This is a genomic window from Falsiroseomonas ponticola, from assembly GCF_016805305.1.
GTDB lineage: Bacteria > Pseudomonadota > Alphaproteobacteria > Acetobacterales > Acetobacteraceae > Falsiroseomonas > Falsiroseomonas ponticola.
Map to the genome: position 1 here is coordinate 328,613 of NZ_JAERQN010000006.1, position 20,723 is coordinate 349,335.

The 20,723-nt window shown below is 68.3% G+C and carries 25 protein-coding genes and 1 pseudogene; 11 read left to right on the forward strand and 15 right to left on the reverse strand.

Features of this window, described 5'->3' with window-relative positions:
* Positions 1 to 3: 3 nt before the first annotated feature.
* Positions 4 to 483 carry a DUF4145 domain-containing protein gene (locus JJI54_RS19415; protein WP_203074702.1) on the reverse strand — a complete coding sequence of 160 codons (480 nt, stop codon included), beginning with the start codon at positions 481 to 483 and terminating at the stop codon, positions 4 to 6.
* A gap of 239 nt (positions 484 to 722) precedes the next feature.
* On the opposite strand from JJI54_RS19415, the gene JJI54_RS19420 reads away from it, so the two are divergent.
* The 3 genes from JJI54_RS19420 (at position 723) to JJI54_RS19430 (ending at position 2,255) form a co-directional block, all read left to right on the forward strand.
* Entirely contained in the window at positions 723 to 914 is a 192-nt protein-coding gene (locus JJI54_RS19420; protein WP_203074703.1) for a hypothetical protein, read from the forward strand.
* Between the two features lie 46 nt (positions 915 to 960).
* Positions 961 to 1,779: an AraC family transcriptional regulator gene (locus JJI54_RS19425; protein WP_203074704.1), complete on the forward strand. Its 819-nt coding sequence runs from the start codon at positions 961 to 963 to the stop codon at positions 1,777 to 1,779.
* Positions 1,780 to 1,850: 71 nt separating this feature from the next.
* Positions 1,851 to 2,255 carry a VOC family protein gene (locus JJI54_RS19430; RefSeq protein ID WP_226381902.1) on the forward strand — a complete coding sequence of 135 codons (405 nt, stop codon included), beginning with the start codon at positions 1,851 to 1,853 and terminating at the stop codon, positions 2,253 to 2,255.
* Here the strand turns inward: JJI54_RS19430 and JJI54_RS19435 are convergent.
* The 8 genes from JJI54_RS19435 to JJI54_RS19470 form a co-directional block, all read right to left on the reverse strand.
* Positions 2,234 to 2,563, reverse strand: a complete 330-nt coding sequence (locus JJI54_RS19435; protein ID WP_203074706.1) for a YdhR family protein — start codon at positions 2,561 to 2,563, stop codon at positions 2,234 to 2,236. The genes JJI54_RS19430 and JJI54_RS19435 overlap by 22 nt on opposite strands.
* 10 nt (positions 2,564 to 2,573) lie before the next feature.
* Complete coding sequence (locus JJI54_RS19440; protein ID WP_203074707.1) at positions 2,574 to 2,765, reverse strand: hypothetical protein; 192 nt, start codon at positions 2,763 to 2,765, stop codon at positions 2,574 to 2,576.
* A 24-nt stretch (positions 2,766 to 2,789) separates the two neighbouring features.
* Positions 2,790 to 3,635, reverse strand: coding sequence for a fumarylacetoacetate hydrolase family protein (locus JJI54_RS19445; RefSeq protein WP_203074708.1), 846 nt, complete (start codon positions 3,633 to 3,635; stop codon positions 2,790 to 2,792).
* Between the two features lie 65 nt (positions 3,636 to 3,700).
* Positions 3,701 to 4,450 carry an SDR family oxidoreductase gene (locus JJI54_RS19450; protein WP_203074709.1) on the reverse strand — a complete coding sequence of 250 codons (750 nt, stop codon included), beginning with the start codon at positions 4,448 to 4,450 and terminating at the stop codon, positions 3,701 to 3,703.
* Positions 4,451 to 4,470: 20 nt separating this feature from the next.
* A complete protein-coding gene (locus JJI54_RS19455) occupies positions 4,471 to 6,261 on the reverse strand; it encodes an IlvD/Edd family dehydratase (protein WP_203074710.1) in 1,791 nt (596 codons plus the stop codon).
* A 146-nt stretch (positions 6,262 to 6,407) separates the two neighbouring features.
* Positions 6,408 to 6,737 (reverse strand): hypothetical protein, encoded by a 330-nt coding sequence (locus tag JJI54_RS19460; RefSeq protein ID WP_203074711.1) that lies wholly within the window; start codon positions 6,735 to 6,737, stop codon positions 6,408 to 6,410.
* Positions 6,738 to 6,815: 78 nt separating this feature from the next.
* The gene (locus JJI54_RS19465; RefSeq protein WP_203074712.1) at positions 6,816 to 7,142 is read right to left on the reverse strand and encodes a hypothetical protein; all 327 of its coding nucleotides are present in this window, start codon (positions 7,140 to 7,142) and stop codon (positions 6,816 to 6,818) included.
* Positions 7,143 to 7,240: 98 nt separating this feature from the next.
* The gene (locus JJI54_RS19470; RefSeq protein WP_203074713.1) at positions 7,241 to 8,272 is read right to left on the reverse strand and encodes an alpha/beta hydrolase; all 1,032 of its coding nucleotides are present in this window, start codon (positions 8,270 to 8,272) and stop codon (positions 7,241 to 7,243) included.
* 115 nt (positions 8,273 to 8,387) lie between these two features.
* On the opposite strand from JJI54_RS19470, the gene JJI54_RS19475 reads away from it, so the two are divergent.
* The 4 genes from JJI54_RS19475 to JJI54_RS19490 all read left to right on the forward strand — a co-directional run bounded on the left by JJI54_RS19475 (position 8,388) and on the right by JJI54_RS19490 (position 12,588).
* Complete coding sequence (locus JJI54_RS19475) at positions 8,388 to 9,785, forward strand: MATE family efflux transporter (protein ID WP_226381903.1); 1,398 nt, start codon at positions 8,388 to 8,390, stop codon at positions 9,783 to 9,785.
* A 30-nt stretch (positions 9,786 to 9,815) separates the two neighbouring features.
* Positions 9,816 to 10,247: a hotdog fold thioesterase gene (locus tag JJI54_RS19480; protein WP_203074714.1), complete on the forward strand. Its 432-nt coding sequence runs from the start codon at positions 9,816 to 9,818 to the stop codon at positions 10,245 to 10,247.
* Positions 10,244 to 11,248: an asparaginase gene (locus JJI54_RS19485; RefSeq protein WP_203074715.1), complete on the forward strand. Its 1,005-nt coding sequence runs from the start codon at positions 10,244 to 10,246 to the stop codon at positions 11,246 to 11,248. The genes JJI54_RS19480 and JJI54_RS19485 overlap by 4 nt, the downstream gene beginning before the upstream one ends.
* Positions 11,249 to 11,388: 140 nt before the next feature.
* Positions 11,389 to 12,588 carry an acyltransferase family protein gene (locus JJI54_RS19490; RefSeq protein ID WP_203074716.1) on the forward strand — a complete coding sequence of 400 codons (1,200 nt, stop codon included), beginning with the start codon at positions 11,389 to 11,391 and terminating at the stop codon, positions 12,586 to 12,588.
* Here the strand turns inward: JJI54_RS19490 and JJI54_RS19495 are convergent, their stop codons facing one another.
* Positions 12,589 to 13,470 carry an EipB family protein gene (locus tag JJI54_RS19495; RefSeq protein ID WP_203074717.1) on the reverse strand — a complete coding sequence of 294 codons (882 nt, stop codon included), beginning with the start codon at positions 13,468 to 13,470 and terminating at the stop codon, positions 12,589 to 12,591.
* A 31-nt stretch (positions 13,471 to 13,501) separates the two neighbouring features.
* Entirely contained in the window at positions 13,502 to 15,319 is a 1,818-nt protein-coding gene (aspS, locus tag JJI54_RS19500; protein ID WP_203074718.1) for an aspartate--tRNA ligase, read from the reverse strand.
* 123 nt (positions 15,320 to 15,442) lie between these two features.
* Between aspS and rnd the strand changes: the two genes are divergently transcribed.
* Positions 15,443 to 16,624: a ribonuclease D gene (gene rnd, locus JJI54_RS19505; RefSeq protein ID WP_203074719.1), complete on the forward strand. Its 1,182-nt coding sequence runs from the start codon at positions 15,443 to 15,445 to the stop codon at positions 16,622 to 16,624.
* Between the two features lie 134 nt (positions 16,625 to 16,758).
* Here the strand turns inward: rnd and JJI54_RS19510 are convergent, their stop codons facing one another.
* From JJI54_RS19510 to JJI54_RS19520, 3 genes are all read right to left on the reverse strand, one after another.
* Complete coding sequence (locus JJI54_RS19510; RefSeq protein ID WP_203074720.1) at positions 16,759 to 17,358, reverse strand: transposase; 600 nt, start codon at positions 17,356 to 17,358, stop codon at positions 16,759 to 16,761.
* Positions 17,359 to 17,467: 109 nt separating this feature from the next.
* Complete coding sequence (locus JJI54_RS19515; protein WP_203074747.1) at positions 17,468 to 18,667, reverse strand: three-Cys-motif partner protein TcmP; 1,200 nt, start codon at positions 18,665 to 18,667, stop codon at positions 17,468 to 17,470.
* 73 nt (positions 18,668 to 18,740) lie between these two features.
* Positions 18,741 to 19,514, reverse strand: coding sequence for a DUF5131 family protein (locus JJI54_RS19520; RefSeq protein WP_203074721.1), 774 nt, complete (start codon positions 19,512 to 19,514; stop codon positions 18,741 to 18,743).
* A gap of 105 nt (positions 19,515 to 19,619) precedes the next feature.
* On the opposite strand from JJI54_RS19520, the gene JJI54_RS19525 reads away from it, so the two are divergent.
* From JJI54_RS19525 to JJI54_RS19535, 3 genes are read left to right on the forward strand one after another with little or no spacing between them, the layout of a single operon-like run.
* On the forward strand, positions 19,620 to 19,865 hold the full coding sequence (locus JJI54_RS19525) for a hypothetical protein (RefSeq protein WP_203074722.1): 246 nt from the start codon (positions 19,620 to 19,622) through the stop codon (positions 19,863 to 19,865).
* Positions 19,846 to 20,163 carry a hypothetical protein gene (locus tag JJI54_RS19530; RefSeq protein WP_203074723.1) on the forward strand — a complete coding sequence of 106 codons (318 nt, stop codon included), beginning with the start codon at positions 19,846 to 19,848 and terminating at the stop codon, positions 20,161 to 20,163. The genes JJI54_RS19525 and JJI54_RS19530 overlap by 20 nt, the downstream gene beginning before the upstream one ends.
* Positions 20,123 to 20,557, forward strand: a complete 435-nt coding sequence (locus JJI54_RS19535) for a putative toxin-antitoxin system toxin component, PIN family (protein ID WP_203074724.1) — start codon at positions 20,123 to 20,125, stop codon at positions 20,555 to 20,557. The genes JJI54_RS19530 and JJI54_RS19535 overlap by 41 nt, the downstream gene beginning before the upstream one ends.
* Before the next feature lie 58 nt (positions 20,558 to 20,615).
* Here JJI54_RS19535 and JJI54_RS19540 read toward each other — a convergent pair.
* Positions 20,616 to 20,723: pseudogene (locus JJI54_RS19540) on the reverse strand (IS5/IS1182 family transposase); the annotation flags it as partial.

The window sequence follows — 20,723 nt, forward strand, 5'->3', positions numbered from 1 at the left end:
GCATTACTTTGTTGCTGAGGCTGTCAGGCCGCGGTTCACACGATGAGGGAAGACAAAAAGGAAATCGGCGAGTGCCCGAGCGAATTCAAGCACTCGCCGGGCTGAAGCTTCGTCGTGGTGAGGTGACTTTTCATCAGCGTGGCGAACATCGTTCGCATCCAAGCGAACTTGATGCGCCCACTGAGCCATGGCTGGCGTGAGCTTGCCGCCTTTCACGGCGGCTTCAATACGACTGTAGAGCGACCCCGCCTGAAGGTTGAGTGCCTTAAGCATCGCATCAATTGAAGATGCTGCCAGCATGACAGCGCCATCCGGAGCATGAAGCGAAAGGAAGGCCTGCGCCAAATATACCCGCGCCGCCTCCGGAATAGATTGGTCAAGATCCTCGATCCGCGGATAAAATTCTTCGATATCAGACCCATGAGCCGCAAACAGTTCTAGACTCTCTTTGAATACATTTGGCACTTTTCTGCTGGCAGCCAATATACAGCCACCGCAACTGGAGCAAACATATACAGCCCAATACTGCTGCGTGTTGTTCGCGTAACCAGTCGTGATCCAAGGGCCTACGCCACCCTTGGTACCAGACGGAAACGAAAGCGTTGGATGGGCGGTACCGCAATGCGGGCATCGCGGCAGCTTAATATGGAACGTAAATTTCATCGGCGGTACGATATCAGTCAGTCTCAGATAGCCAAGGGTTTTCCAAGGGACCTGACACGATGAACCGCATCACCCCCGCCGAGCGCCGGGCGCAGATCCTGCAGAAACTCGCCGAAGGCGTCGTCATCCCGCCCGCCGAGGCGATGATGAACTCCGGCCGCCGCCGCACGCCGGAGAAGCGGGAGATGCTGAAGCGCCTGCAGGAACTGGCGGAGGAACGCGGCCAGAAGCCCTGGCCGGCGAAGTTCTGAGCCGCCCGCGCGGCACCCCGATGGCCAGGCCCGGGACCGCCGCGCCATGAACCGCTTCACCTTCCACAACCGCCCGCCGCACCCCGCGCTGCGCGGCCTGGTCAGCGGCCTCTGGCATTACGACGAGGCGCGTGGCGCGCCCCTGCGGCGGCGGGAGATGCCCTGCGCGGAGGCGGTGCTGCTGGTCAATCTCGGCCCGGCCATCGGCGTCGCCTGGCCCGACCCGGCGCGGGAGACGCGCTTCGAGACCGCCACGGGCTTCCTCGCCCGCCCCCACCCCGCCCCGGCACGCAGCTTCATGGCCGGGCGGCAGCGCGGCGTGCAGGTGATGCTGACGCCGCTCGGCGCCGCACGGCTGCTGCGCGACGAGCTGGATGCGCTGCCCGCCGAGTTCCTGGGCCTGCGCGAGGCGCTCGGCCGCACCACGCTGGGCGACCAGCTGGCCGGGATCCGCGACCCGGAAGCCTGCCTTGACGTGATGGAGGGCTTTCTCCTGCGGCGCCTGGCCGAGCCCGGCCCGCCGCGGGACCCCATCGCCCGGGCCTGGCAGCGGATCGAGGCGACGGGCGGGCGCATCCCCATCGCCTCGCTGGCGGCGGAGCTGGGGTGGAGCCGCCAGACCTTCGCCCGCCATTTCCGCCGCCGCACCGGCCTGGCGCCGAAGCTGACCGCGCGGCTCAAGCGCTTCGGCGCCGTCGTCGCCCGCCTGCCGGCGGAGGGCGCGGCGGATTGGGCCGGCCTGGCGGCGGAAGCCGGCTATGCCGACCAGGCGCACCTGATCCATGACGTGAAGGCATTCACCGGCCTCTCGCCGGCCGCCCTGCTCGACCGGCGGCTGCGGGATGGCCTGGGCTTCGCGGAATAGCCCCTACCATTTCTCCAATCCCGCCGGGCGCCGCGCCGCTAGCCTGCCCCTCCCCGCAACCGGAGATGGCCATGGTCCCCGACGGCACGCTCTGCCCCTGCCTCCGCTACCGTGATGCGCCCGCGGCGCTGGATTGGCTGGAACGCGCCTTCGGCTTCCGCCGCGGCCTGGTGGTGCCGGATGGCGCGGGCGGCATCGCCCATGCGGAGCTGCATCTCGGTGGCGCGGGTCTCGTCATGCTGGGGTCGGTGCGCGCCGATGGCTTCGGGCGCGATCCCGCCGCGCTGGGTGGCGTCAGCGGGTCCGTCTATGTGCGCTGCGGGGATGCCGATGCGGCGCATGATCGCGCCGTGGCGGCGGGCGCCGTCATCCTCCGGCAGCTGCAGACCACGGATTACGGCTCGCGCGACTTCTCGGTGCGCGATCCCGAAGGCCATGTCTGGTCCTTCGGGAGCTACTGGCCGGAGGGCGGCTGACCGACCGGCGCGTGGTTGATGGCGCTGAGCGTCGCGTTGATGCTGCGGTATTCCGCGACCATCTCATGCACGCCGCGCTTCGCGAGGCGCAGGCGATGCGCCTCGACATAGGCTTCCGCCAGCGCGCGGCTTTCGAACAGATAAACCCCGCCGGCGCGGCCGGCCGCGCGGTCCTCGGTCCAGATCTTCCAGCGAAAACCTGGCGCGCGGCCGATCTCCTCCGCCATCGGCTTCAGCGCCTCGGTCCGTCCGGCGCTGAAGTCGTGGTTGGCGAAATCGACGAAGATGACGACGGGACCGTCAGCCATGGCCGTGGCCTCAGGGCGCCGGCGGGGCCGCCGGCGCGTTGAGGTCGAGGAACTTCAGCGGCCGCCAGCCGGAGACGTTGTTCGCCTCGAAGCTCAGCTTCCAGGAACGGCCATTCACGCTGTCCACCAGGACCACGAACATCCCCGTGCCCGCCGGGCAGGCGACGACCTGGTAACGCCCGTTCTCGCTGCTGTCGGCCATGCTCTCAATTCCCCTGCTGTCGGATCATTCGTAGGCGACGGTACGCTGCGTCTGCTCGCCCAGGCCCTTGATGGACAGCGTCATGGTCTGCCCGGCCTTGAGGAACACCGGCGGCTTCTTGCCGAGCCCGACACCCGGCGGCGTGCCCGTCGAGATCACGTCGCCCGGATGCAGCGTGATGAAGTGGGAGACGTAGTGCACGAGGTGGCGCACGCCGAAGATCATGGTGCGCGTCGATCCGTCCTGCATCCGCACGCCGTCCACGTCCAGCGTCATGGCCAGGTCCTGCGGGTCCGCGACCTCGTCCTTCGTCACCAGCCAGGGGCCGAGCGGGCCGAAGGTGTCGCAGCCCTTGCCCTTGTCCCAGGACCCGCCGCGCTCGATCTGCCATTCGCGCTCGGACACGTCATTGCAGATGGCGTAGCCCGCGACATGGTCCATGGCGGCATCCTCGGACACGCACTTGGCCGTGCTGCCGATGATGATGGCGAGTTCCACTTCCCAATCCGTCTTCACGGAGTTCTTCGGGATCATCACGTCGTCATTCGGGCCGCAGAGGGCGCCGAGCGACTTCAGGAAGACGATCGGCTCCTTCGGGATGGCGGCGCCGGTTTCCGCCGCGTGGTCGGCGTAGTTCAGCCCGATGCAGACGAAGTTCTTCATGCCGGCGACGGGCGGGCCGAGGCGCGGGCTGCCGGAGACGGCCGGCAGGCTGGCGGGGTCGAGCGCCGCGAGCTTCGCGAGCCCGGCGGGGGACAGCGCCTCTCCGGCCAGGTCCGGGATCACGCCGGAGAGGTCGCGGATGGTGCCGGAGGCGTCGAGCAAGCCGGGCTTTTCCTGGCCCGAGGGGCCGTAGCGGAGGAGCTTCATGGAGGTCGCCTATAGAGAAAGATTGCGGGGGCGCGAAGAGGGTACGGACAAGTCGCGCTAAAGGTTCACAGCGTCCAGCCACCGTCGATGACGATGGCCTGGCCGGTCACGAAGGCACTCTCGTCGCTGGCGAGGTAGGTGGCCAGCGCCGCCATCTCCTCCGCCGTCGCCAGCCTGCCCATGGCCTGGCGGGCGACGAAGGCGGCGCGCGCCGCCTCCACGCTGCCGGCCACGGCCGCATTGGCGGCGATGCGGTCGCCGAGGCTCGGCGTGTCCACCGTGCCGGGGCAGATCGCGTTGCAGCGGATTCCCTGCGTCACGTATTCGGTCGCGATGGACTTGGTCAGCCCGATCACCGCGGCCTTGGTGGTGCCATACAGGAACCGGTTCGGCGCGCCTTTGATGGAGGAGCAGGCCGAGGACATGTTGACGATGGTGCCGCGCTTCCGTTCCAGCATGCCCGGCAGCACCGCCTTCACCATCCGCCACATGGAGCGGACATTGAGGTCGAAGGCGAAGTCCCATTCCTCATCGGTCGCGGTCAGCACCGTGTTCTGGTGCACGAAGCCCGCGCAGTTGAAGAGGATATCGACCTCCCCCATCGCCGCCACCGCATCGGTGATGGCGGCGGGGTCGAGCACGTCGAGCGCGCGGGTCGTGAGCCCCGGCGCCTTGAGGTCCGCGAGCTTCGCCACATCCCGGTCGGTCGCGACCACCATCGCGCCCTCCGCCGCGAAGGCGAGGGCGGTGGCGCGCCCGATCCCCTGCGCGGCCGCCGTCACCAGGCAGCGCTTGCCTGCCAGCCTTCCTGCCATGTCCCGTTCCCCCGCCGATCTCAGTGGTTATGGCGGCTTTCGCCGCGCGTCTCCAGGATGTTGAGGAACAGCGTCGCGGGCTCCAGGCAGCCGCCGGTGCCGAGCTGGCCCACCATGCTGCGGTAGATCTCCTCCCACGGCGTCTTGTGCAGCAGCTCGGGCGCCTTCCAGGCAGCGCGGCGGGCTTCCATCTCCTCCGCCGGGATCAGCACATCGACGCGCCGCGCCTTGAGGTCGATGCGGATGGGATCGCCATGCTTCAGCAGCGCGAGCCCGCCGCCCACCGCCGCTTCCGGCGTGACGTTGAGGATCGACGGGCTGCCGGAGGTGCCGCTCTGCCGCCCATCGCCCATGGTCGGCAGCGCCATGATGCCCTTCTTGATCAGCGCCGCCGGCGGCTGCATGTTCACGACCTCCGCGGCACCCGGGTAGCCCACGGCGCCGCAGTTGCGCACCACCAGCACCGTCTTCTCGTCGATGCCGAGCGAGGGGTCCTCGATGCGGGCGTGGTAGTCCTCCGGCCCCTCGAAGACCGCGACCTTGCCTTCGAAGACGTCGGGCGTCTCGGACAGGAAGCGCTCGCGGAAGGCCTTGTCGATGACGCTGATCTTCATGACCGCGCTGTCGAAGAGGTTGCCGGTCAGCACGATGAAGCCGGCATGTTCCTTCATCGGGCGGGACAGCGGGCGGATCACCTCGCGGTCGGGCTCGCCGACATCGGCCAGGTTCTCGGCCACCGTCTTGCCGGTCGCGGTCATGACATCGCCATGCAGCAGCCCGGCCTTGAGCAGTTCCTTCATCACCGCCGGCACGCCGCCCGCGCGGTAGAAGGCCTCGCCCAGGAAGCGGCCGGCGGGCTGGCAATCCACCAGCAGCGGAATCTCCGCGCCGACGCGCTGCCAATCCGCCAGGTCATGCTCCACGCCCATGTGGCGGGCGATGGCGATCATGTGGATCGGGCAGTTGCTGGACGCGCCGATGGCGGAGGCCACCATCACCGCATTCTCGAAGGCCTTCTTCGTCATGATGTCGGAGGGGCGGAGGTTGGCCTTCACCATCTCCACCGCGCGAACGCCCGTCATGTAGGCCATCTGCGCGCGCTGCCGGTACGGCCCCGGGATGGCCGCGCTGCCCGTCAGCGTCATGCCCACCGCTTCCGCCAGGCTGTTCATCGACAGCGCCGTGCCCATGGTGGAGCAGTGCCCGACCGAGGTGGAGGAGGCCGCCACCATCTCGATGAAGCCCTCATAATCGATCTCGCCGGCGGCCAGGCGCTTGCGCGCCTCCCACACGATGGTGCCGGACCCCGCCAGGCGCCCATGCCACCAGCCATCCAGCATCGGCCCGCCCGGCAGGGCGACGGCCGGGATGTTCATGGTGGCGGCGCCCATCAGCATGGCGGGCGTCGTCTTGTCGCAGCCCGTGGTCAGCACGACGCCGTCGATCGGATAGCCGTGCAGGATTTCGACCAGCGACAGGTATTGCAGGTTCCGGTCGAGCGAGGCCGTGGGGCGCTTCAGCGTCTCCTGGATCGGATGCACGGGGAATTCGAGGGGCACGCCCCCCGCATCGCGGATGCCCGCCTTCACGCGCTCGGCGAGGGCGATGTGGTGGCGGTTGCAGGGGCTGATGTCGGACCCCGTCTGCGCGATGCCGATCATCGGCCGGCCGGACTGCAGCTCCGCCCGCGTCATGCCGAAATTCAGCTGCCGCTCGATGTAGAGCGAGGTCATCCCCGGGTCCTGGGGATCGTCGAACCAGCGCTGGCTGCGCAGCTTGAACGGCTTCTTGGTCTGGTCGTGATCATCCATGGCCGGGCTCCTCCTGCGGTTGGACCGCCTTGATGGGGAGTGAGGGGCCCGGCCGCGCCCCTGTCAACGTCGCGGGGCGCGGCGAGGTGGCATGGGAAGGTCCGGGACGGCCGCCCGATCCGCGGCGCGACCGTTCCGCGGCGTGGCTACTGGATGACGATGTCCGTCAGGTTGCAGGTATCCTGCTGGCGCCATTCCTGCGCCTGGCCGGTGGCATAGACCACCTTGATGTCGTTCACGCATTCGCCGGCCGGCAGGCGGATCACCACCGTCTGGCCGGGCATCAGGACATTCGCTCCCATGTGGTCGCTGCCCCAGGCGCCCTCCCCGGAGGAGGAGACATAGACCTCCGCGATCGGCACCGCGGTGCGGTTGGCCAGGCGGAAGGACGGGTCGCCCGACTGGGCGAGGGCGGGGGTCGCGACGGCGGCGAAGGCCAGGGCCAGACCGGCCAGGACGCGGGTGGCAGGGGTCATGCGGGGATTCCTCGATCGGCACGCCGGTGATCCGGCGGCCGATCCTTGCGCGTCGCCCTGAAGGCTTCGTTGAAGCCGCTACTGGATGTTGATGTCGGTCAGCTGGCAGGTGTTCTGCCGCATCCATTCCTGCGACCGGCCATTGGCATAGACCACCTTGATGTCGTTCACGCATTGCCCGTTGGGCAGGCGGATCGTCAGGCTCTGGCCGGGGGAGAGCACATTGGCGCCGAGCCGGTCGCTGCCCCAGCCGCCATCGTTGGAGGAGGAGACATAGACCTCGTTGATCACGGCCTGGGTCCGGTTGTTCAGCCGGAAGGACGGATCGGTGGATTGCGCCAGCACGGGGCTGGCGAGACCCATCGCCAGCAGGGCAGCCGGCAGGGCGCGGCGGAGAAGGCTCATTCCCGTATTCCTCGATGAAGCGCGCCGGCGTTCCGGCGCCGCATCATCGTGCCGCGCGAATGACGGCCGCCGCGTGGCAACCCTGCGGCGACGCGGCGTCAGGCCGCCGCTTCCTCCAGGAAGACCTGCACGGCCTGGAACAGCGTGCCGCGGTTGCGCTCCATCATGATGGTGTGCGTGCCCTCTCCCAGCAGGACCAGGCGCTTGCCGGGGCTGTTGGTCAGCCGGGGGAACAGCGCCACGGCCAGGGCGGGCGGCGTGTCCTGGTCCCATTCCGCCACCACCAGCAGGGTCGGCGCGGTGATCTTCGCGGGGTCGTAGAAGGGCCGGTCCGCCCGCCAGAACTCCCACGAATCGGACTGGGACCCGTTCGGCGCCCGCAGGACGGAGGGGTTCTGCCGCAGCCCCTCCGGATCGCTCGCCCAGGTCACGCCGGCCCAATGCTCGAACCAGCCGGGCGGGATCAGCGCATCCCGCTTGCCCTCCGGCACGCCCGCCAGCCAGCGCTCCCGCGCCTGCGCCTGCGTCACGCTGCGATAGGCGCCGAGCGTCGGCGCCGGGCCATCCGCCTTCTCCCGCAGCCAGACCGGCGCGTAGAGCACGAGCCGCTCCACCAGCCCGGGATTGTCCGCGGCGAAGCGGCCCATCAGGGACGTGCCCCAGGACCAGCCCATATGGACCAGCTTCGGCAGGCTGCGGCGGTTGCGCACGAAGGCGGCGACGGCGGCGATATCGGCCACCGCCTGCTCCCCCTTCATCAGCGGCGGGTTCGCTTCCGGCGGCTGGGACATGGCGGCGGGGCGGGTGCTGCGGCCATAGCCGCGCAGATCCATGCACCAGACATCGAAGCCGCGCCCCGCGATGTAGTCCATCCAGGACAGGCCGCCGAGCGGCAGGTCGAAGGCGGAATGCGCGGGATAGGTCGCGCCATGGACGAAGAGGATCGTGCGGCTGGCGGAGGCCGCCAGGCCCTCCGGCCGCTTGTTGCGGACGAAGATCTCACCCTGCCCGTCGGTGGCGGGCACCATGAATTCCTCGGTCACGATGCGGGGCTGGGCCTGGGCGGTGGCCGGCAGGGCGGCGGCCCCGGCCATGAGGGCCGGGGCGGCCAGGATGTTGCGTCGCTTCATGGGCCGTGTCTCCGGGTCTGTTGCCCGCATCCTAAGCGCAGCCCCGGCGCCGCCCCAAGCATGACCATGCGCGCGGTCATGCGACAGGGGGCCCGCGCCGCGCTATGGCAGGCGCATGGACGGGAATGCCGGGTCACAGGGGACGGGCCGCGCCGAATGGCGGGCCATGCTGGCGCTGGCCTGGCCGCTGGTGCTGACCAATCTCAGCCAGTTCGCCCTCGGCCTGACCGATTCGGTCTTCCTCGGCCGGGTCGGGACGCTGGAGCTGGCGGCGGCGACGCTGGGCAGCAACCTCTATTTCGCCGCCCTCGCCCCCACCTTCGGCCTGGCGCTGGCGGCCGCGCCGCTGGCCGCGCAGACCCGCGGGCGGGGGCGCGGGCACCTGCGGGGCATGCGCCGCGACGTGCGCGCCGCCTTCTGGGCGGTGGCCGCGGGCACCGTCCCCACCTGGCTGCTGCTGTGGCACACCGAAGCCGTGCTGCTGGCGCTGGGGCAGGAGGCAGCGCTGGCCGCGCTGGCGGCCGAGTACGTCCGCGCCATGATGTGGGGCATGCCGCTGTTCTGCGGCTTCATCGTGCTGCGCGGGTTTCTCGCCGCCGAACAGCGGCCGAATGCGGCGCTCCTCGTCTCCGCCTTCGGCATCGCGCTGAACATCCCGCTCAACTACTGGCTGATCCATGGCGGCTTCGGCGTGCCGGCGCTGGGCGTGGCGGGGGCAGGCCTCGCCTCCGCGCTCTGCAACCTCGCCATGCTCGCGGGGCTGGTCGCGATGATCGCGCGGGACCGGCGGCTGCGGCGCTACCACCTGTTCGGCCGGCTCTGGCGCTTCGACGCGGCCCGGCTGAGGGAAGTGGCGGCGATCGGCCTGCCCATCGCGGGGTCCATGGCGCTGGAGATCACGGTCTTCTCCGCCGCCGCCCTGGCCATGGGCTGGATGGGCGCGCTGGCCGTCGCGGCGCATGCCATCGCGGTGCAGGTGGCGGCCATGACCTTCATGGTGCCGATGGGCGTCGGCCAGGCCGCCACCGCGCGGGTCGGGCTGGCGACGGGCGCCGGGCGGCCGGCCGCGGCGGCGCGGGCGGGCTGGGTCGCGATCGGCTTCGGGGCGGGGTTCATGGCCCTGGCGGCGGCGGTCCTGGTGCTGGCGGGCCAGCCCATCGCCTGGCTGTTCCTGGATGCCGCGAATCCGGGCGCGGCGGAGACGGCGGCGCTGGCCACCACGCTGCTGCTGGTGGCGGGGCTGTTCCAGCTGGCGGATGGCGTGCAGGCGGTGGCGGCGGGCGCGCTGCGGGGCCTCAAGGACACGCGCGTGCCGATGCTGCTGGCGGGGCTCGGCTACTGGGTCATCGGCCTGCCCAGCGGCCTGGCGCTGGCCTTCCCGCTGGGGCTCGGCCCCATCGGCCTCTGGCTCGGCCTCGCCATCGGGCTGTTCATCGTGGCGGCGCTCATGCTCGCGCGCTGGGTGCGGCTGTCGCGGCTGGGTGGGTTGACCACGCGGCGGTGGCCGCGCTGACTGCGCGCCATCACAGCGCGGGTTGGCGGCATGGCTCTCTGGAAGCGCGACTGGACGCCGGACCAGATCAATGAACGCTCGGCGGACAGCATGGCCGGGCAACTCGGCATCCGCATCACCCGGATCACGGAGGATGCGCTGCATGCGGAAATGCCGGTGGACCACCGCACCGCGCAACCCTTCGGCCTGCTGCATGGCGGCGCCAGCGTGGTGCTGTCGGAAACGCTGGGATCGCTGGCCAGCATCATGACGCTGCCGGAGGGGCAGATCGCGGTGGGCCTGGAGGTGAACGCCAACCACCTGGCCGGCGTGAAGCGGGGCGAGACCGTCACCGCCATCTGCCGCCCGCTGCACACCGGCCGCCGCACCCAGGTCTGGCAGACCGAGATCCGCCGTGCCGACGGGAAGCTCGCCTGCGTCTCCCGCCTCACCACCGCCGTCGTAGAAGGAAATGTCGCATGAGCCGGCTGCCGAAGGTTGCCGTGATCGGGACGGGGGGGACCATCGCCTCCCAGGGGCTCGATCCGCTGGATGTGCAGGACTACGCCTCCTCCGGCCGCCCGATCCTGAATGCCGAGGAGCTGGTTGCGGGCCTGCCCGTCCTGAAGCAGGTGGCGGAGGTGATCCCGGTGCTGCACAGCGCCATCCCCTCCACCGCCGTCGGCTGGTCCGACTGGCAGGCGCTGCTGGCGCGCATCGCGGCGCTGCAGGCGGCGCACCTGGACCTGGACGGCATCGTCATCACCCATGGGACGGCGACGCTGGAGGAGACGGCCTATTTCCTGTCGCTGACGGTGCCGAGCGACATCCCCATCGTCGTCACCGGCGCGCAGCGGCCCTTCACCGGGCTGTCCACCGACGGGCACATGAACCTGGTGAAGGCGGTGCGCGTGGCCGGGCACCCGGACAGCCGCGGCATGGGCGCGCTTGTCGTGCTGAACGATGAGATCCAGGCGGCGCGGGAGGTGACCAAGACCTCGACCGGCCGGATGCAGACCTTCCGCAGCCCGGATGTCGGCGTGCTCGGTCACGCCGACGCCGACCGCATCACCTATTGGCGCCGCCCGATGCGCGTGCTGCCGGTGGCGGACCGCTTCGACGTGGCGGGCCTGGCCGCGCCGCCGCGCGTGGACGTGATCTATTCGGTCGCCGGCGGCGACGGCGTGGCGGTGAAGGCCTTCCTCGGCGCCGGCGCGCAGGGGATCGTCGCCGCGGCCTTCGCGCCGGGCTTCACGACGCCGGCGGAGCGCGTGGCGCTGGCGGAGGCGATGGAAGCGGGCTGCACCGTCGTCCTCTCCTCCCGCGCCATGTCGGGGCGCACCTTCCCGGCGAAGCGCTACCAGGCGGAGGGCTTCCTGAACGCCGACAACCTGACGCCGCAGAAGGCGCGGGTGCTGCTGATGCTGGCGCTGACCCGCACGCTGGACCGCGCGGCGATCCAGGCCATCTTCGACGCTTGTTGAAGAAGGAAGTTGAGAACGGGCCGGAACCGTGGGGCCGCGGGGGGGCTTTCTCCCGGCAGCCCCACGGACCCCAGCCCGCCATGCCGCCGCCCTGACCCTGATCGGCCTGCCCCGCCTGCAAAACCCCAGGGGAGACGCCGATGCCACGAGACACGCGCATAGCCCAGCCGGCCGACCGGCTGGAGGAGCTTGATGCCCTGCGGGGCCTGGCCGCCTTCGCGGTCCTCATCCACCACGCGCTCCAGCTCATCCCGCGCTACGAGACGCCGGCCATCGCGGGCGCGGGCTGGCTGCGCTACACGCTGACGCAGCTGACGCCGCTGCGCATCGTGGAGATGGGGCGCCCCGCCGTCCTCTTCTTCTTCGTGCTGTCCGGCTATGTGCTGACCCGTGCGCTGCTGCGGAACGGGTCGCCGGGGCTTGGCGCCTTCGCCGCGCAGCGCACCATCCGGCTGGGACTGCCGGTCGCCGTCTCCGTGCTGCTCTCCGTCGCGCTCTATGCCGGCTTCGCGGAACCGGCCCTGCCCGCGGAGTGGCGGGAACGCAGCCTCTTCACCTGGCTGGAGGCGCCGACGCTGGGGCAGGTCGCCTCCAACATCGCGCTGATGGCCGACAACGACGACATGCGGCTGAACGTGGTGCTGTGGTCGCTGGTGCATGAATGGCGGCTGTCGCTGCTGCTGCCGCTGGTGCTGCTGTTCCGTGGCCGCGTCGCGCTGTTCCTGGCGGTGGTGCTCATGCTGATGGCGATCGGCATCATGGGCGGTGCCACGGAAAACCGCGTGCTGCTGGGGCCGCAGCTGCACAGCACCGTGGCGGCCAGCCTCTACTTCACCGGCGGGCTCGGCACCGGCGCGCTGCTGGCGCTGGCCTTCGGGCAGGATGTGCCGCGGCTGTCGGCGCAGGCCATGGCGGCGGCGGCGCTGGCGACGCTGGCGCTGTTCAGCATGGCATCGGACCTGCCGGTCTATGCGGGATCGGCGCTGCTGATCGTGATGGCGCGGCAGCCGGGCTGGCTGCGCAACGCGCTGCGATCGCCCCTGCTGGTCGGGCTCGGCGCCATCTCCTTCAGCCTCTACCTCGTGCATGTGCCGGTGCTCGTCGCGACCATGCACGCACTGCACGATGAATGGCGGCCGGAGGCGATGGCCGCCTTCGGCGCGGCGCTGGCGCTGGCCGCGGCGCTGCCGATGTATGCGCTGGTGGAGGTGCCGTCGCGGCGCCTGGCGCGGCGGGTGGAGAAGCGGCTTTCCCGCCCCGCGCGACGGGTGGTGCTGAAGGCGGAGGCCCCGGCGCCGGACTGGGCGCCGGAGGGCGGCATGCCGAACCGCGTGGCGTGATCAGCAGCCCGCGGGCAGCGGGGCCAGTTCCAGCGCCTGGCCGGAGACGGAGAATTCGCCGAAATCCATGACGATCTCGTCCGCCACGCCATTCTCGAAATAGCGCAGCCCGACCTCGTATTCCGGCTGGGAGGCGCCGTTGGCGCCGGCGCCGCGTTCGAAGAAGGCGATGCGCATGCGGCCCGAGGCCTGATTCGCCATCAGCGGAAAGCGCGGCTGGGCGGCGGCGGGGCTCCAGGTGGAGACGATGGTCGTCGTGTCCTGCGCGCCGTCGTCGGAGGTGCCGTCGAAGAGCGGGGAGGCCAGCAGGCGGCGGCCGGCGCGCGCCGTCTCCACCGCCAGCACGGTGTGGCGCATGGGCAGCAGCGTGCCCGGGGGCAGCGCCTCCTCCTTCCCCGCGGGCTCGGCGTAGCGGATGGTGCCGGAGCCGTCGGGGTTCAGCTCCGCCTCGCCGGAGACGCGCTGGCTGACGGCGCCCTGGGTGGTCTGGGTGAGCGAGAAGCGGAGGCGCGAATTGTCCTTCGCCTCATAGGTCGCGTAGTCGGAGACGGTCTCGACCTCCTGCCCGTCGCGGTCGGTGACGGTCATGGTCATGCGCTGGCGGGTGGCCCAGCCCTCGCAGGCATCGGCCACGTCGAAGACCATGGCGCCGCGGACGGCGGCGATGCCGGAGTTCCGCGCCTCCCCGAGATCGAGCCGGTAGGCGGCGCGGTGGGCCGCCATGCGGGCGATGCCGGCCGAGAGCGCTTCCTCGCTGACGCCTGCCCGCGGGCCGCCCGTGACGGGCCCCTGGGCCCAGGCGGGGACCGCCACCAGGGAAAAGCCGGGCGCCGCCAGCAGGCAGAGGGCGGCGGCGAGGGTCAGGCGACGGGGCTGGGCCATGGATGCTCCTGGAAGCGCGGGCCTTGGGTATCTAGGACGCCTTGGGCCCGGCCGCACCCGTCTTGGCAGGGGGGATGTCGAGTTTGATCGACAGCTCCTTGAGCCGCGCCGGCTCCACCGCCGCGGGCGCGCCCATCATCAGATCCTCCGCCTGCTGGTTCATGGGGAAGAGGATGACCTCCCGGATGTTCGGCTCATCGGCCAGCAGCATGACGATGCGGTCGATGCCGGGGGCGGAGCCGCCGTGGGGGGGCGCGCCGTAGCGGAAGGCGTTCAGCATGCCGCCGAAGCGCTGTTCGACCACATCGGCGCCGTAGCCCGCGATCTCGAAGGCGCGGAGCATGATGTCCGGGCGATGGTTGCGGATGGCGCCCGAGCTGAGTTCGATGCCGTTGCAGACGATGTCGTACTGGTAGGCCTTGATATCCAACGGGTTCATCGTGTTCAGCGCCTCCAGCTCCCCCTGCGGCATGGAGAAGGGGTTGTGGCTGAAGTCGATCTGGCCGGTTTCCTCGTTCAGCTCGTACATCGGGAAGGAGGTCACCCAGCAGAAGCGGTAGACATCCTTCTCGATGAGGTCGAGGTCGGTGCCGATGCGGGTGCGGGCCTTGCCGGCGAGCTTGGCGGCGTCCTCCACCTTGCCCGCGGCGAAGAAGACGGCGTCGCCGTCCTTCAGCCCCATCGCGTCGCGGATGGCGGCGGCGCGGGCGGGTTCCAGGTTCTTGGCGATAGGGCCGGCGCCGGCGCCGCCCTCGAAGGTCATGTAGCCGAGGCCGCCGGCGCCCTCGCTGCGGGCCCATTCGTTCAGCTGGTCGAAGAAGCGCCGCGGCTGGCTGGCCGCACCTGGCGCCGGGATGGCGCGCACCACGCCGCCCGAGGCCGCGATCTTGGCGAAGAGGCCGAAGGAGCCGCCGGCGAAGTGCTCCGTCACGTCGGCGATGCGCAGGGGATTCCGCAGATCCGGCTTGTCGGAGCCGAATTCGAGCATCGCCTGGTCATAGGGGATGCGGGGGAACGGGGCCGGCGTCACCGCCCGCTTGGTGCCGGAGTAGGAGGAGAATTCCTCGAAGACGCCGGCAAGAACGGGCTCGATGGCCGCGAAGACGTCTTCCTGGGTGACGAAACTCATCTCGAAGTCGAGCTGGTAGAACTCGCCCGGCGAGCGGTCGGCGCGGCTGGCTTCGTCCCGGAAGCAAGGGGCGATCTGAAAATATCGGTCGAATCCGGCCACCATCGCCAGCTGCTTGAACTGCTGGGGGGCCTGGGGGAGGGCGTAGAACTTGCCGGGGTGGTTGCGGGCGGGGACGAGGAAGTCGCGCGCGCCCTCCGGGCTGCTGGCCGTCAGGATGGGGGTCTGAAACTCGGTAAACCCTTGATCGATCATGCGGCGGCGGATGCTGGCGATCACGCTCGCGCGCAGCATCAGGTTGCGGTGCTGCCTCTCCCGCCGCAAATCGATGAAGCGGTAGCGGAGGCGCAGATCCTCCGGGAACTCCTGGTCGCCGGCGACCTGGATGGGCAGGACCTCGGCCGCGCTCTGGACCGTGACTTCCCGCACGCGCAGCTCGATCTCGCCGGTCGGCAGCTTCGGGTTGATGGTGCTGCCCTCGCGCGGCACGACCTCCCCCGTCACGGTCACCACGGATTCGGGCCGGGCGCCGTCCAGCGTCGCGAAGCCGGGGGCGCCCTGGGCCACCACGCATTGCGTCAGGCCGTAATGGTCCCGCAGATCGACGAAGAGCAGGCTGCCATGGTCCCGCTTCCGGTGCACCCAGCCGGAGAGGCGCACGGTCTTGCCGGCATCGGTGGCGCGAAGGGCGCCGCAGGTATGGGTGCGGTAGGCGTGCATGGGTATGGGCCTGCGAGCAGATGAGGAATCGGGGGCGAAAGCGCCGCACCGGGCCCCTCCTGTCAAGGGCCGGGGCCTCGGCATGGCTTCCCCCCGCCCCGCCGCGGGGCTACACGGGATCGCATGAGCCGCCGCACCCCGGGCGCCGACGCGTCGCCCGACCTGATCACGGATACCGAGACCCTCGCCGCGCTGTGCACCCGGCTCCGTGCCGAGAGCTTCGTGACGGTGGACACCGAATTCATGCGGGAGCGGACCTACTGGCCCGAACTCTGCGTCGTCCAGCTGGCGGGCGACAACGAGGTGGCGGTGGTGGATGCGCTGGCGCCGGGGCTCGACCTGGCGCCGCTCGGCGAGCTTCTGGCGGACCCGGCGGTGGTGAAGGTGTTCCACGCGGCGCGGCAGGACGTGGAGATCTTCCTGCTGAAGTTCGGCGCGGTGCCGACGCCGCTCTATGACACGCAGGTGGCCGCGACGGTGGCCGGCTTCGGCGACCAGGTGAGCTATGACCAGCTGGCCCGGGCACTGGCCAATGCGCAGATCGACAAGGCGCACCGCTTCAGCGACTGGGCGGCCCGGCCGCTTTCCCCCGCGCAGATCAACTACGCCGCGGCCGACGTGACCCACCTTCGCCGCATCTACACCGGCCTGACCGCCAAGCTGGCCCGGGAGGGCCGCGACGGCTGGGTGGCGGAGGAGATGGGGGAGCTGGCGAACCCCGCGACCTATCGCCAGGACCCCGAGACGGCGTGGGAGCGGCTGCGGCCGCGCACGCATAACCGCCGGTTCCTCGGCATCCTGCGCGCCGCGGCGGCGTGGCGGGAGCGGGAGGCGCAGCGCGTCAACATCCCCCGCCAGCGCCTGGTGAAGGACGAGACGCTGCTGGAGATTGCCGCCACGGCGCCGGAGACGGTGAACGACCTGGCGCGGGCGCGCGGCATCTCCGAGGGTTTCGCCAAGGGCAAATCCGGCGCGAGCCTGCTGGCCGCCATCACGGCCGCCAAGGGGCTGCCGGACAACGCGCTGCCGGAAGCGCCGCGGGAGCGGAGCGGGGCAGCCCCCTCCCCCGCTTTGGTCCAGCTGCTGAAGGTGCTGCTGGCCGCCAAGAGCGAGGAACACCACGTGGCGCCGCGGCTGCTGGCCAATTCCGAGGAGCTGGAACGCCTGGCGGCCGGGGAGACGGATGTGCCGGCGCTGCAGGGCTGGCGGCGGGACGTGTTCGGGGAAGCGGCGCTGGCGCTGAAGGCGGGCAAGGTGGCTCTCGGCGTGGACGGGAAGAAGATCCGTCTGATTTCAGCGGGTTAGGGGCCGGCCCGGGCGGGTACTACGGGTTTAGCGCCCTCAATTTGAGGGCCGATTCCGGCTTTGGTTCGGAATCAAGGGGTTGGGGCTGATTCGTACAGCCCATTTAGCCGATTATGCGCCTTTAGCACCGTTTTTCATGGCCCCCCGGCCGGCGGCGGGGCCGTGCCTGCGCCTGCGCGATGGGCAGCAGGGGCGCCGCCGGCGCGGGGCTGCGGCAGGCCGCGGAGCGCCTGGGGCGGGATGCGCGGGACCAGGCGGGCGCGATCCGGCGGCGGGGGCGCGCCGGGGACAGGCGGCGGCGGCAGCGCCGCGGGATCGACCGGCAGCGCGGTGGCCATGCCGAGGGCGCGGGCGAGGAGCAGATCCTCCGGCGGGAGGATGCGGGCGGCGCGCCGGACGGTTTTCGCGATGCGATATTCCAGGGCGGCGAGGGCCGGGTCCGCGAAGGGGTGGCGGGAGACCGCGAGGAGCAGACGGGATAGGACGCCGGTCCTGGCTGTGATGGTGAGGGCGCTGAAGGCATTGCCGGCGGTGACGCCCCGGTTGGCCTGCAGGGCAGTCCAGGGGGCGTTGGTGACGGCGAGCCAGAAGATGGCGTCCCAGGTGGCGCGGCGGTCCCTCGGCGGGCGGCCGGGGCGCTTGTTGGTGGGGCGGAGATAGGGTTCGAGGGCGTGCCACTCCGCGTCGGTCAGGGGGGACCAGGGGTGGGAGGGGGTGGGGTGGAGGGGGAGCATGGGGATCCGAGACTCAAGGAACAGCCAAGATAGGAAAATATCCTCCAAACGTCAAGCGAATCTGGCGCGGCCCGCACGCCGAACCAGCCTATGTCATACGCGGGAACCTTTATGTTCGCTTCAGAAACGAAGGAAAAAAGGTTCGCTGATTTTTGAGCTTAACCACATCCTCCGGCGAGATGCTTGATCCTTTGCGACGTTCGCCGCCATTTTTAGTGACAATTCGGACGTCTCCGCTCATGATTAGCGCATCATGGATATCGTCACTGTGCGCCGGCGTTACATTATAGATGCGCTCATAAAAATCAATCACACGCACCGCATCGCCGTCGTCCGATATAATCTTAGGAACATCGACAAGCAATTGTTCCTTGGCCGCCGCGCGAGCAGCCGTATCGAAAAGATACAGCATACTATCATCGTCGCGCGGATCATATCCAAGCATATTAAGGCCCGCCCGACCGACATGCGCTTGACTACCTGAATTAGCATGAAGGACATCGTTATATACCTGTCGCGCGCGGTAGCTATTTGCGAAATGAATCAACCAATAACGCCAACCGTTCGGATTATTGATGGAGAACGGACTAACATACGGCGCACAACCAGCCAGCGCCTGAAATATGATGCGCTCCGCCGCACCAAGCCATTGCCGCTTGCTTAGAACAAACTCTGGATCCGCAATATCCTCGGCCATTAAGCCCAGCCTCCGAAGCTGAGCGTTAGCCGCCTCGGCCCCCTTGGGGCTCAGAAAGGACAACATCGCTTGGATCGCGAAGGTAAAGAATATCTCGGTCGATCGACTAGCCTGCATTAAAGCTGTTATTGTCGCAAGATCTACCCCTGAATAACCATATTGATCCAAATTATAGATTATATTCGTATAAGCGCCTAACGCAAGCAGCGTTTGTATGCCCTCCAAAGAACGGGCAAAACTGCCGATCAGATAATGAGCCTGGATATGAAGTTCAGGCACAGCCGCCCTCGCGCGCTCAAGTTCCTCCCCACACTCAACACGCAACATTTCAATGGCATCGGAGCTCGAGTCGTTCAAGATTAGAAGGCATTCGATGTGGATGGGCGCGATTCCGTACAGCGAGCGTGCGGAATTTATGCCTGCGAGTGTCTGTGCCAAGACTTGAACGAAAATCAGCGGAGATCCCGGCGATCCGCAATCATATCTTCCACCACCAGCAAACCCGTCAATAATGGCTAAACGGAATCTGGTCTGCTGAGGCAGCTGGCATCTTACTGCTATGTACTGGCCTAGATAACTTTGGATGATTGCATGTTTTTTTTCGGCTATGATCGTCTAGCGTCGCCCCATGCTTCCAATTATATTGCTTTATCGACACACGAGACCTCCATTGCCACCCAACGCCCTAATGAGTATGGGCCGGCATCATATCCCATGTCCTACCCTTGTATTCCCGGCCATTTTCTTTCTTTGATCGTTTTTTATTGTCTTTGCCCCATGTCCCCCATTGCTTAAAGAAAAAAGCGCAGCCTGCGACACCACAAGCATCATATATTTCATCAATCCACTCCTCCTTTAAAGGCCGAGCCAGCCTTCCACTTTCTCCTCCAACAATTGCCCAGTGTATATCGGTTAAATCAACGCCAGCAACCGAACCTATCAGAGGCTCAAACGAAATGAAACGCACTACGGCAGGAACCTTCTTGAGTTCGCGCACACGCCCCACCACTGCCTCATTTTCAACACTCGTTCCCAACCAAACATTCTTTAAAATTCCAACCGAAGAGCTTAGAAGAAAATCAGCAAGACGCTCCGGTCGCTTTGTCAAAATCTGATAGTTATGCTGCGGCGTCTCTCGCATCACCCTCCAAACATCTTCAATGAAACCATCTGTTACTTCTGGATGAAATAAATCACTCATAGAGTTCACAAATATCTTCTTCGGCTTAATCCACTTGCGAGGAAGGTCCAAAGCGGATCGATCTTCCCTAACCGTTCCGTTCCAAACGTGTCGATCGCCAGATTTCCGGGTCAACCCCTCATATTTAGACATTTTCATTGCGGCCAAACGGCGCGCCATCTCCATCGCATAACAATTTGTGCAGCCTGCCGACACAATTGAGCATCCGGCTACCGGATTCCAGGTTGCATCAGTCCATTCGATTTCTGTTTCGGCCACGACACTGTTCCATTAGCTTTCGGCATGTGACGCCAGCAGCGATTCTGCCTATGGACCGCCGTACAAACAAGCAGATTTGCCTATGCTGGGCGGTAGGAGGCTCCGATGAATGAGGCAGTCATGGTGCCCGCGCCGCCCCCGCCCGAGGCGGCAAACACGCCGCTGGACGATCCGGCCAAGCTCTCGCTGGCCGGGCAGATGCTGACGCGGCTGCTGCATTCGCCGGAGGGGGAGGCTGATGCGCTGGTCGTGCTGCTCGCGGGGTTAAAGCGGGAGCCGGGGGTGCCCGACCTCAGCGATGCGGAGATCGAGGCGGAGATCGCCGCCTACCGTGCCGCAGATCGTCGCTGACGCGTGCGTGCAATGGGGTGGCCTGCGGCGTTATGCTGGTGGGCAGGAGGTTCCGATGAACCAGGTGGTCATGGTGCCGATCCCGCTGTCGCCGGAGGCGGCGGAGGCGTTGCGGGGTGATCCGGCCAAGCTCTCCATGGTCGGGGGCTTGGTCGATGATGTGCTGCGCGCCTCCGCGCCGGCCGATCCGCTGCTGGCAATGATGGAAGCGGTGGGGCGGAAGGCGCAGGCGGCCGGGCTGACCGAGGCGGATGTGGATGCCGAGCTTGCCGCATGGAACGCAGAGCGTCGTTCTTGATACCAGCACGGTTGTCAGCGCGCTGCTGAAGCCGGGATCGGTACCTGCGCGGGCAGTGGGGCTGGCTTTCGCGCGTTGTGAGGTCTGCGTCTCCGACGCGATGGAGGCGGAGTTGGTCGGCGTGCTGGCGCGGCCGAAGCTCCGGCGGTTCCTCGATGAAGGGGCGGTGCTGGGGTTTCTCAGCCTGATGCGTGGGCGGGCGCGGCGGGTGGTGCCGCGTGAGCGTGTGGCGGACTGCCGGGATGCCAAGGACAACATGGTGCTGGAGGCGGCGCTGGCAGGCGGCGCGGGGGTGATCGTGTCGGGGGATGCGGATCTCCTGGTGCTGCATCCCTGGCGGGGGGTGGCGGTGGTGTCGGCTGGGGCGTTTTTGGCCGGGGTTGATGTTGACTGAGCGGGCGCCGAATGCGCTTCGCGCAGCCCCCCTCACCCGCTTCGGCTAGGCTCAGGACTCATTGGCCGAGCCAGAAGATGACGATGGCGGCGAGTGTGACGGCGCCGAAGAAGATGGTGGGGCATCGGTCGTAGCGGGTGGCGATGCGGCGCCAGTCCTTGAGGCG

What these genes read in the sequence shown, in the direction of transcription:
- JJI54_RS19475 (WP_226381903.1), top strand. Translation starts at nt 8,388, where the DNA reads ATGGACGGGAATGCCGGGTCACAGGGGACGGGCCGCGCCGAATGGCGG.
- JJI54_RS19420 (WP_203074703.1), top strand. Translation starts at nt 723, where the DNA reads ATGAACCGCATCACCCCCGCCGAGCGCCGGGCGCAGATCCTGCAGAAA.
- JJI54_RS19445 (WP_203074708.1), bottom strand. Translation starts at nt 3,635, where the DNA reads ATGAAGCTCCTCCGCTACGGCCCCTCGGGCCAGGAAAAGCCCGGCTTG.
- JJI54_RS19435 (WP_203074706.1), bottom strand. Translation starts at nt 2,563, where the DNA reads ATGGCTGACGGTCCCGTCGTCATCTTCGTCGATTTCGCCAACCACGAC.
- JJI54_RS19470 (WP_203074713.1), bottom strand. Translation starts at nt 8,272, where the DNA reads ATGAAGCGACGCAACATCCTGGCCGCCCCGGCCCTCATGGCCGGGGCC.
- JJI54_RS19455 (WP_203074710.1), bottom strand. Translation starts at nt 6,261, where the DNA reads ATGGATGATCACGACCAGACCAAGAAGCCGTTCAAGCTGCGCAGCCAG.
- JJI54_RS19495 (WP_203074717.1), bottom strand. Translation starts at nt 13,470, where the DNA reads ATGGCCCAGCCCCGTCGCCTGACCCTCGCCGCCGCCCTCTGCCTGCTG.
- aspS (WP_203074718.1), bottom strand. Translation starts at nt 15,319, where the DNA reads ATGCACGCCTACCGCACCCATACCTGCGGCGCCCTTCGCGCCACCGAT.
- JJI54_RS19510 (WP_203074720.1), bottom strand. Translation starts at nt 17,358, where the DNA reads ATGCTCCCCCTCCACCCCACCCCCTCCCACCCCTGGTCCCCCCTGACC.
- JJI54_RS19425 (WP_203074704.1), top strand. Translation starts at nt 961, where the DNA reads ATGAACCGCTTCACCTTCCACAACCGCCCGCCGCACCCCGCGCTGCGC.
- JJI54_RS19465 (WP_203074712.1), bottom strand. Translation starts at nt 7,142, where the DNA reads ATGAGCCTTCTCCGCCGCGCCCTGCCGGCTGCCCTGCTGGCGATGGGT.
- rnd (WP_203074719.1), top strand. Translation starts at nt 15,443, where the DNA reads ATGAGCCGCCGCACCCCGGGCGCCGACGCGTCGCCCGACCTGATCACG.
- JJI54_RS19450 (WP_203074709.1), bottom strand. Translation starts at nt 4,450, where the DNA reads ATGGCAGGAAGGCTGGCAGGCAAGCGCTGCCTGGTGACGGCGGCCGCG.
- JJI54_RS19480 (WP_203074714.1), top strand. Translation starts at nt 9,816, where the DNA reads ATGGCTCTCTGGAAGCGCGACTGGACGCCGGACCAGATCAATGAACGC.
- JJI54_RS19430 (WP_226381902.1), top strand. Translation starts at nt 1,851, where the DNA reads ATGGTCCCCGACGGCACGCTCTGCCCCTGCCTCCGCTACCGTGATGCG.
- JJI54_RS19490 (WP_203074716.1), top strand. Translation starts at nt 11,389, where the DNA reads ATGCCACGAGACACGCGCATAGCCCAGCCGGCCGACCGGCTGGAGGAG.
- JJI54_RS19485 (WP_203074715.1), top strand. Translation starts at nt 10,244, where the DNA reads ATGAGCCGGCTGCCGAAGGTTGCCGTGATCGGGACGGGGGGGACCATC.
- JJI54_RS19525 (WP_203074722.1), top strand. Translation starts at nt 19,620, where the DNA reads ATGAATGAGGCAGTCATGGTGCCCGCGCCGCCCCCGCCCGAGGCGGCA.
- JJI54_RS19535 (WP_203074724.1), top strand. Translation starts at nt 20,123, where the DNA reads ATGCCGAGCTTGCCGCATGGAACGCAGAGCGTCGTTCTTGATACCAGC.
- JJI54_RS19460 (WP_203074711.1), bottom strand. Translation starts at nt 6,737, where the DNA reads ATGACCCCTGCCACCCGCGTCCTGGCCGGTCTGGCCCTGGCCTTCGCC.
- JJI54_RS19440 (WP_203074707.1), bottom strand. Translation starts at nt 2,765, where the DNA reads ATGGCCGACAGCAGCGAGAACGGGCGTTACCAGGTCGTCGCCTGCCCG.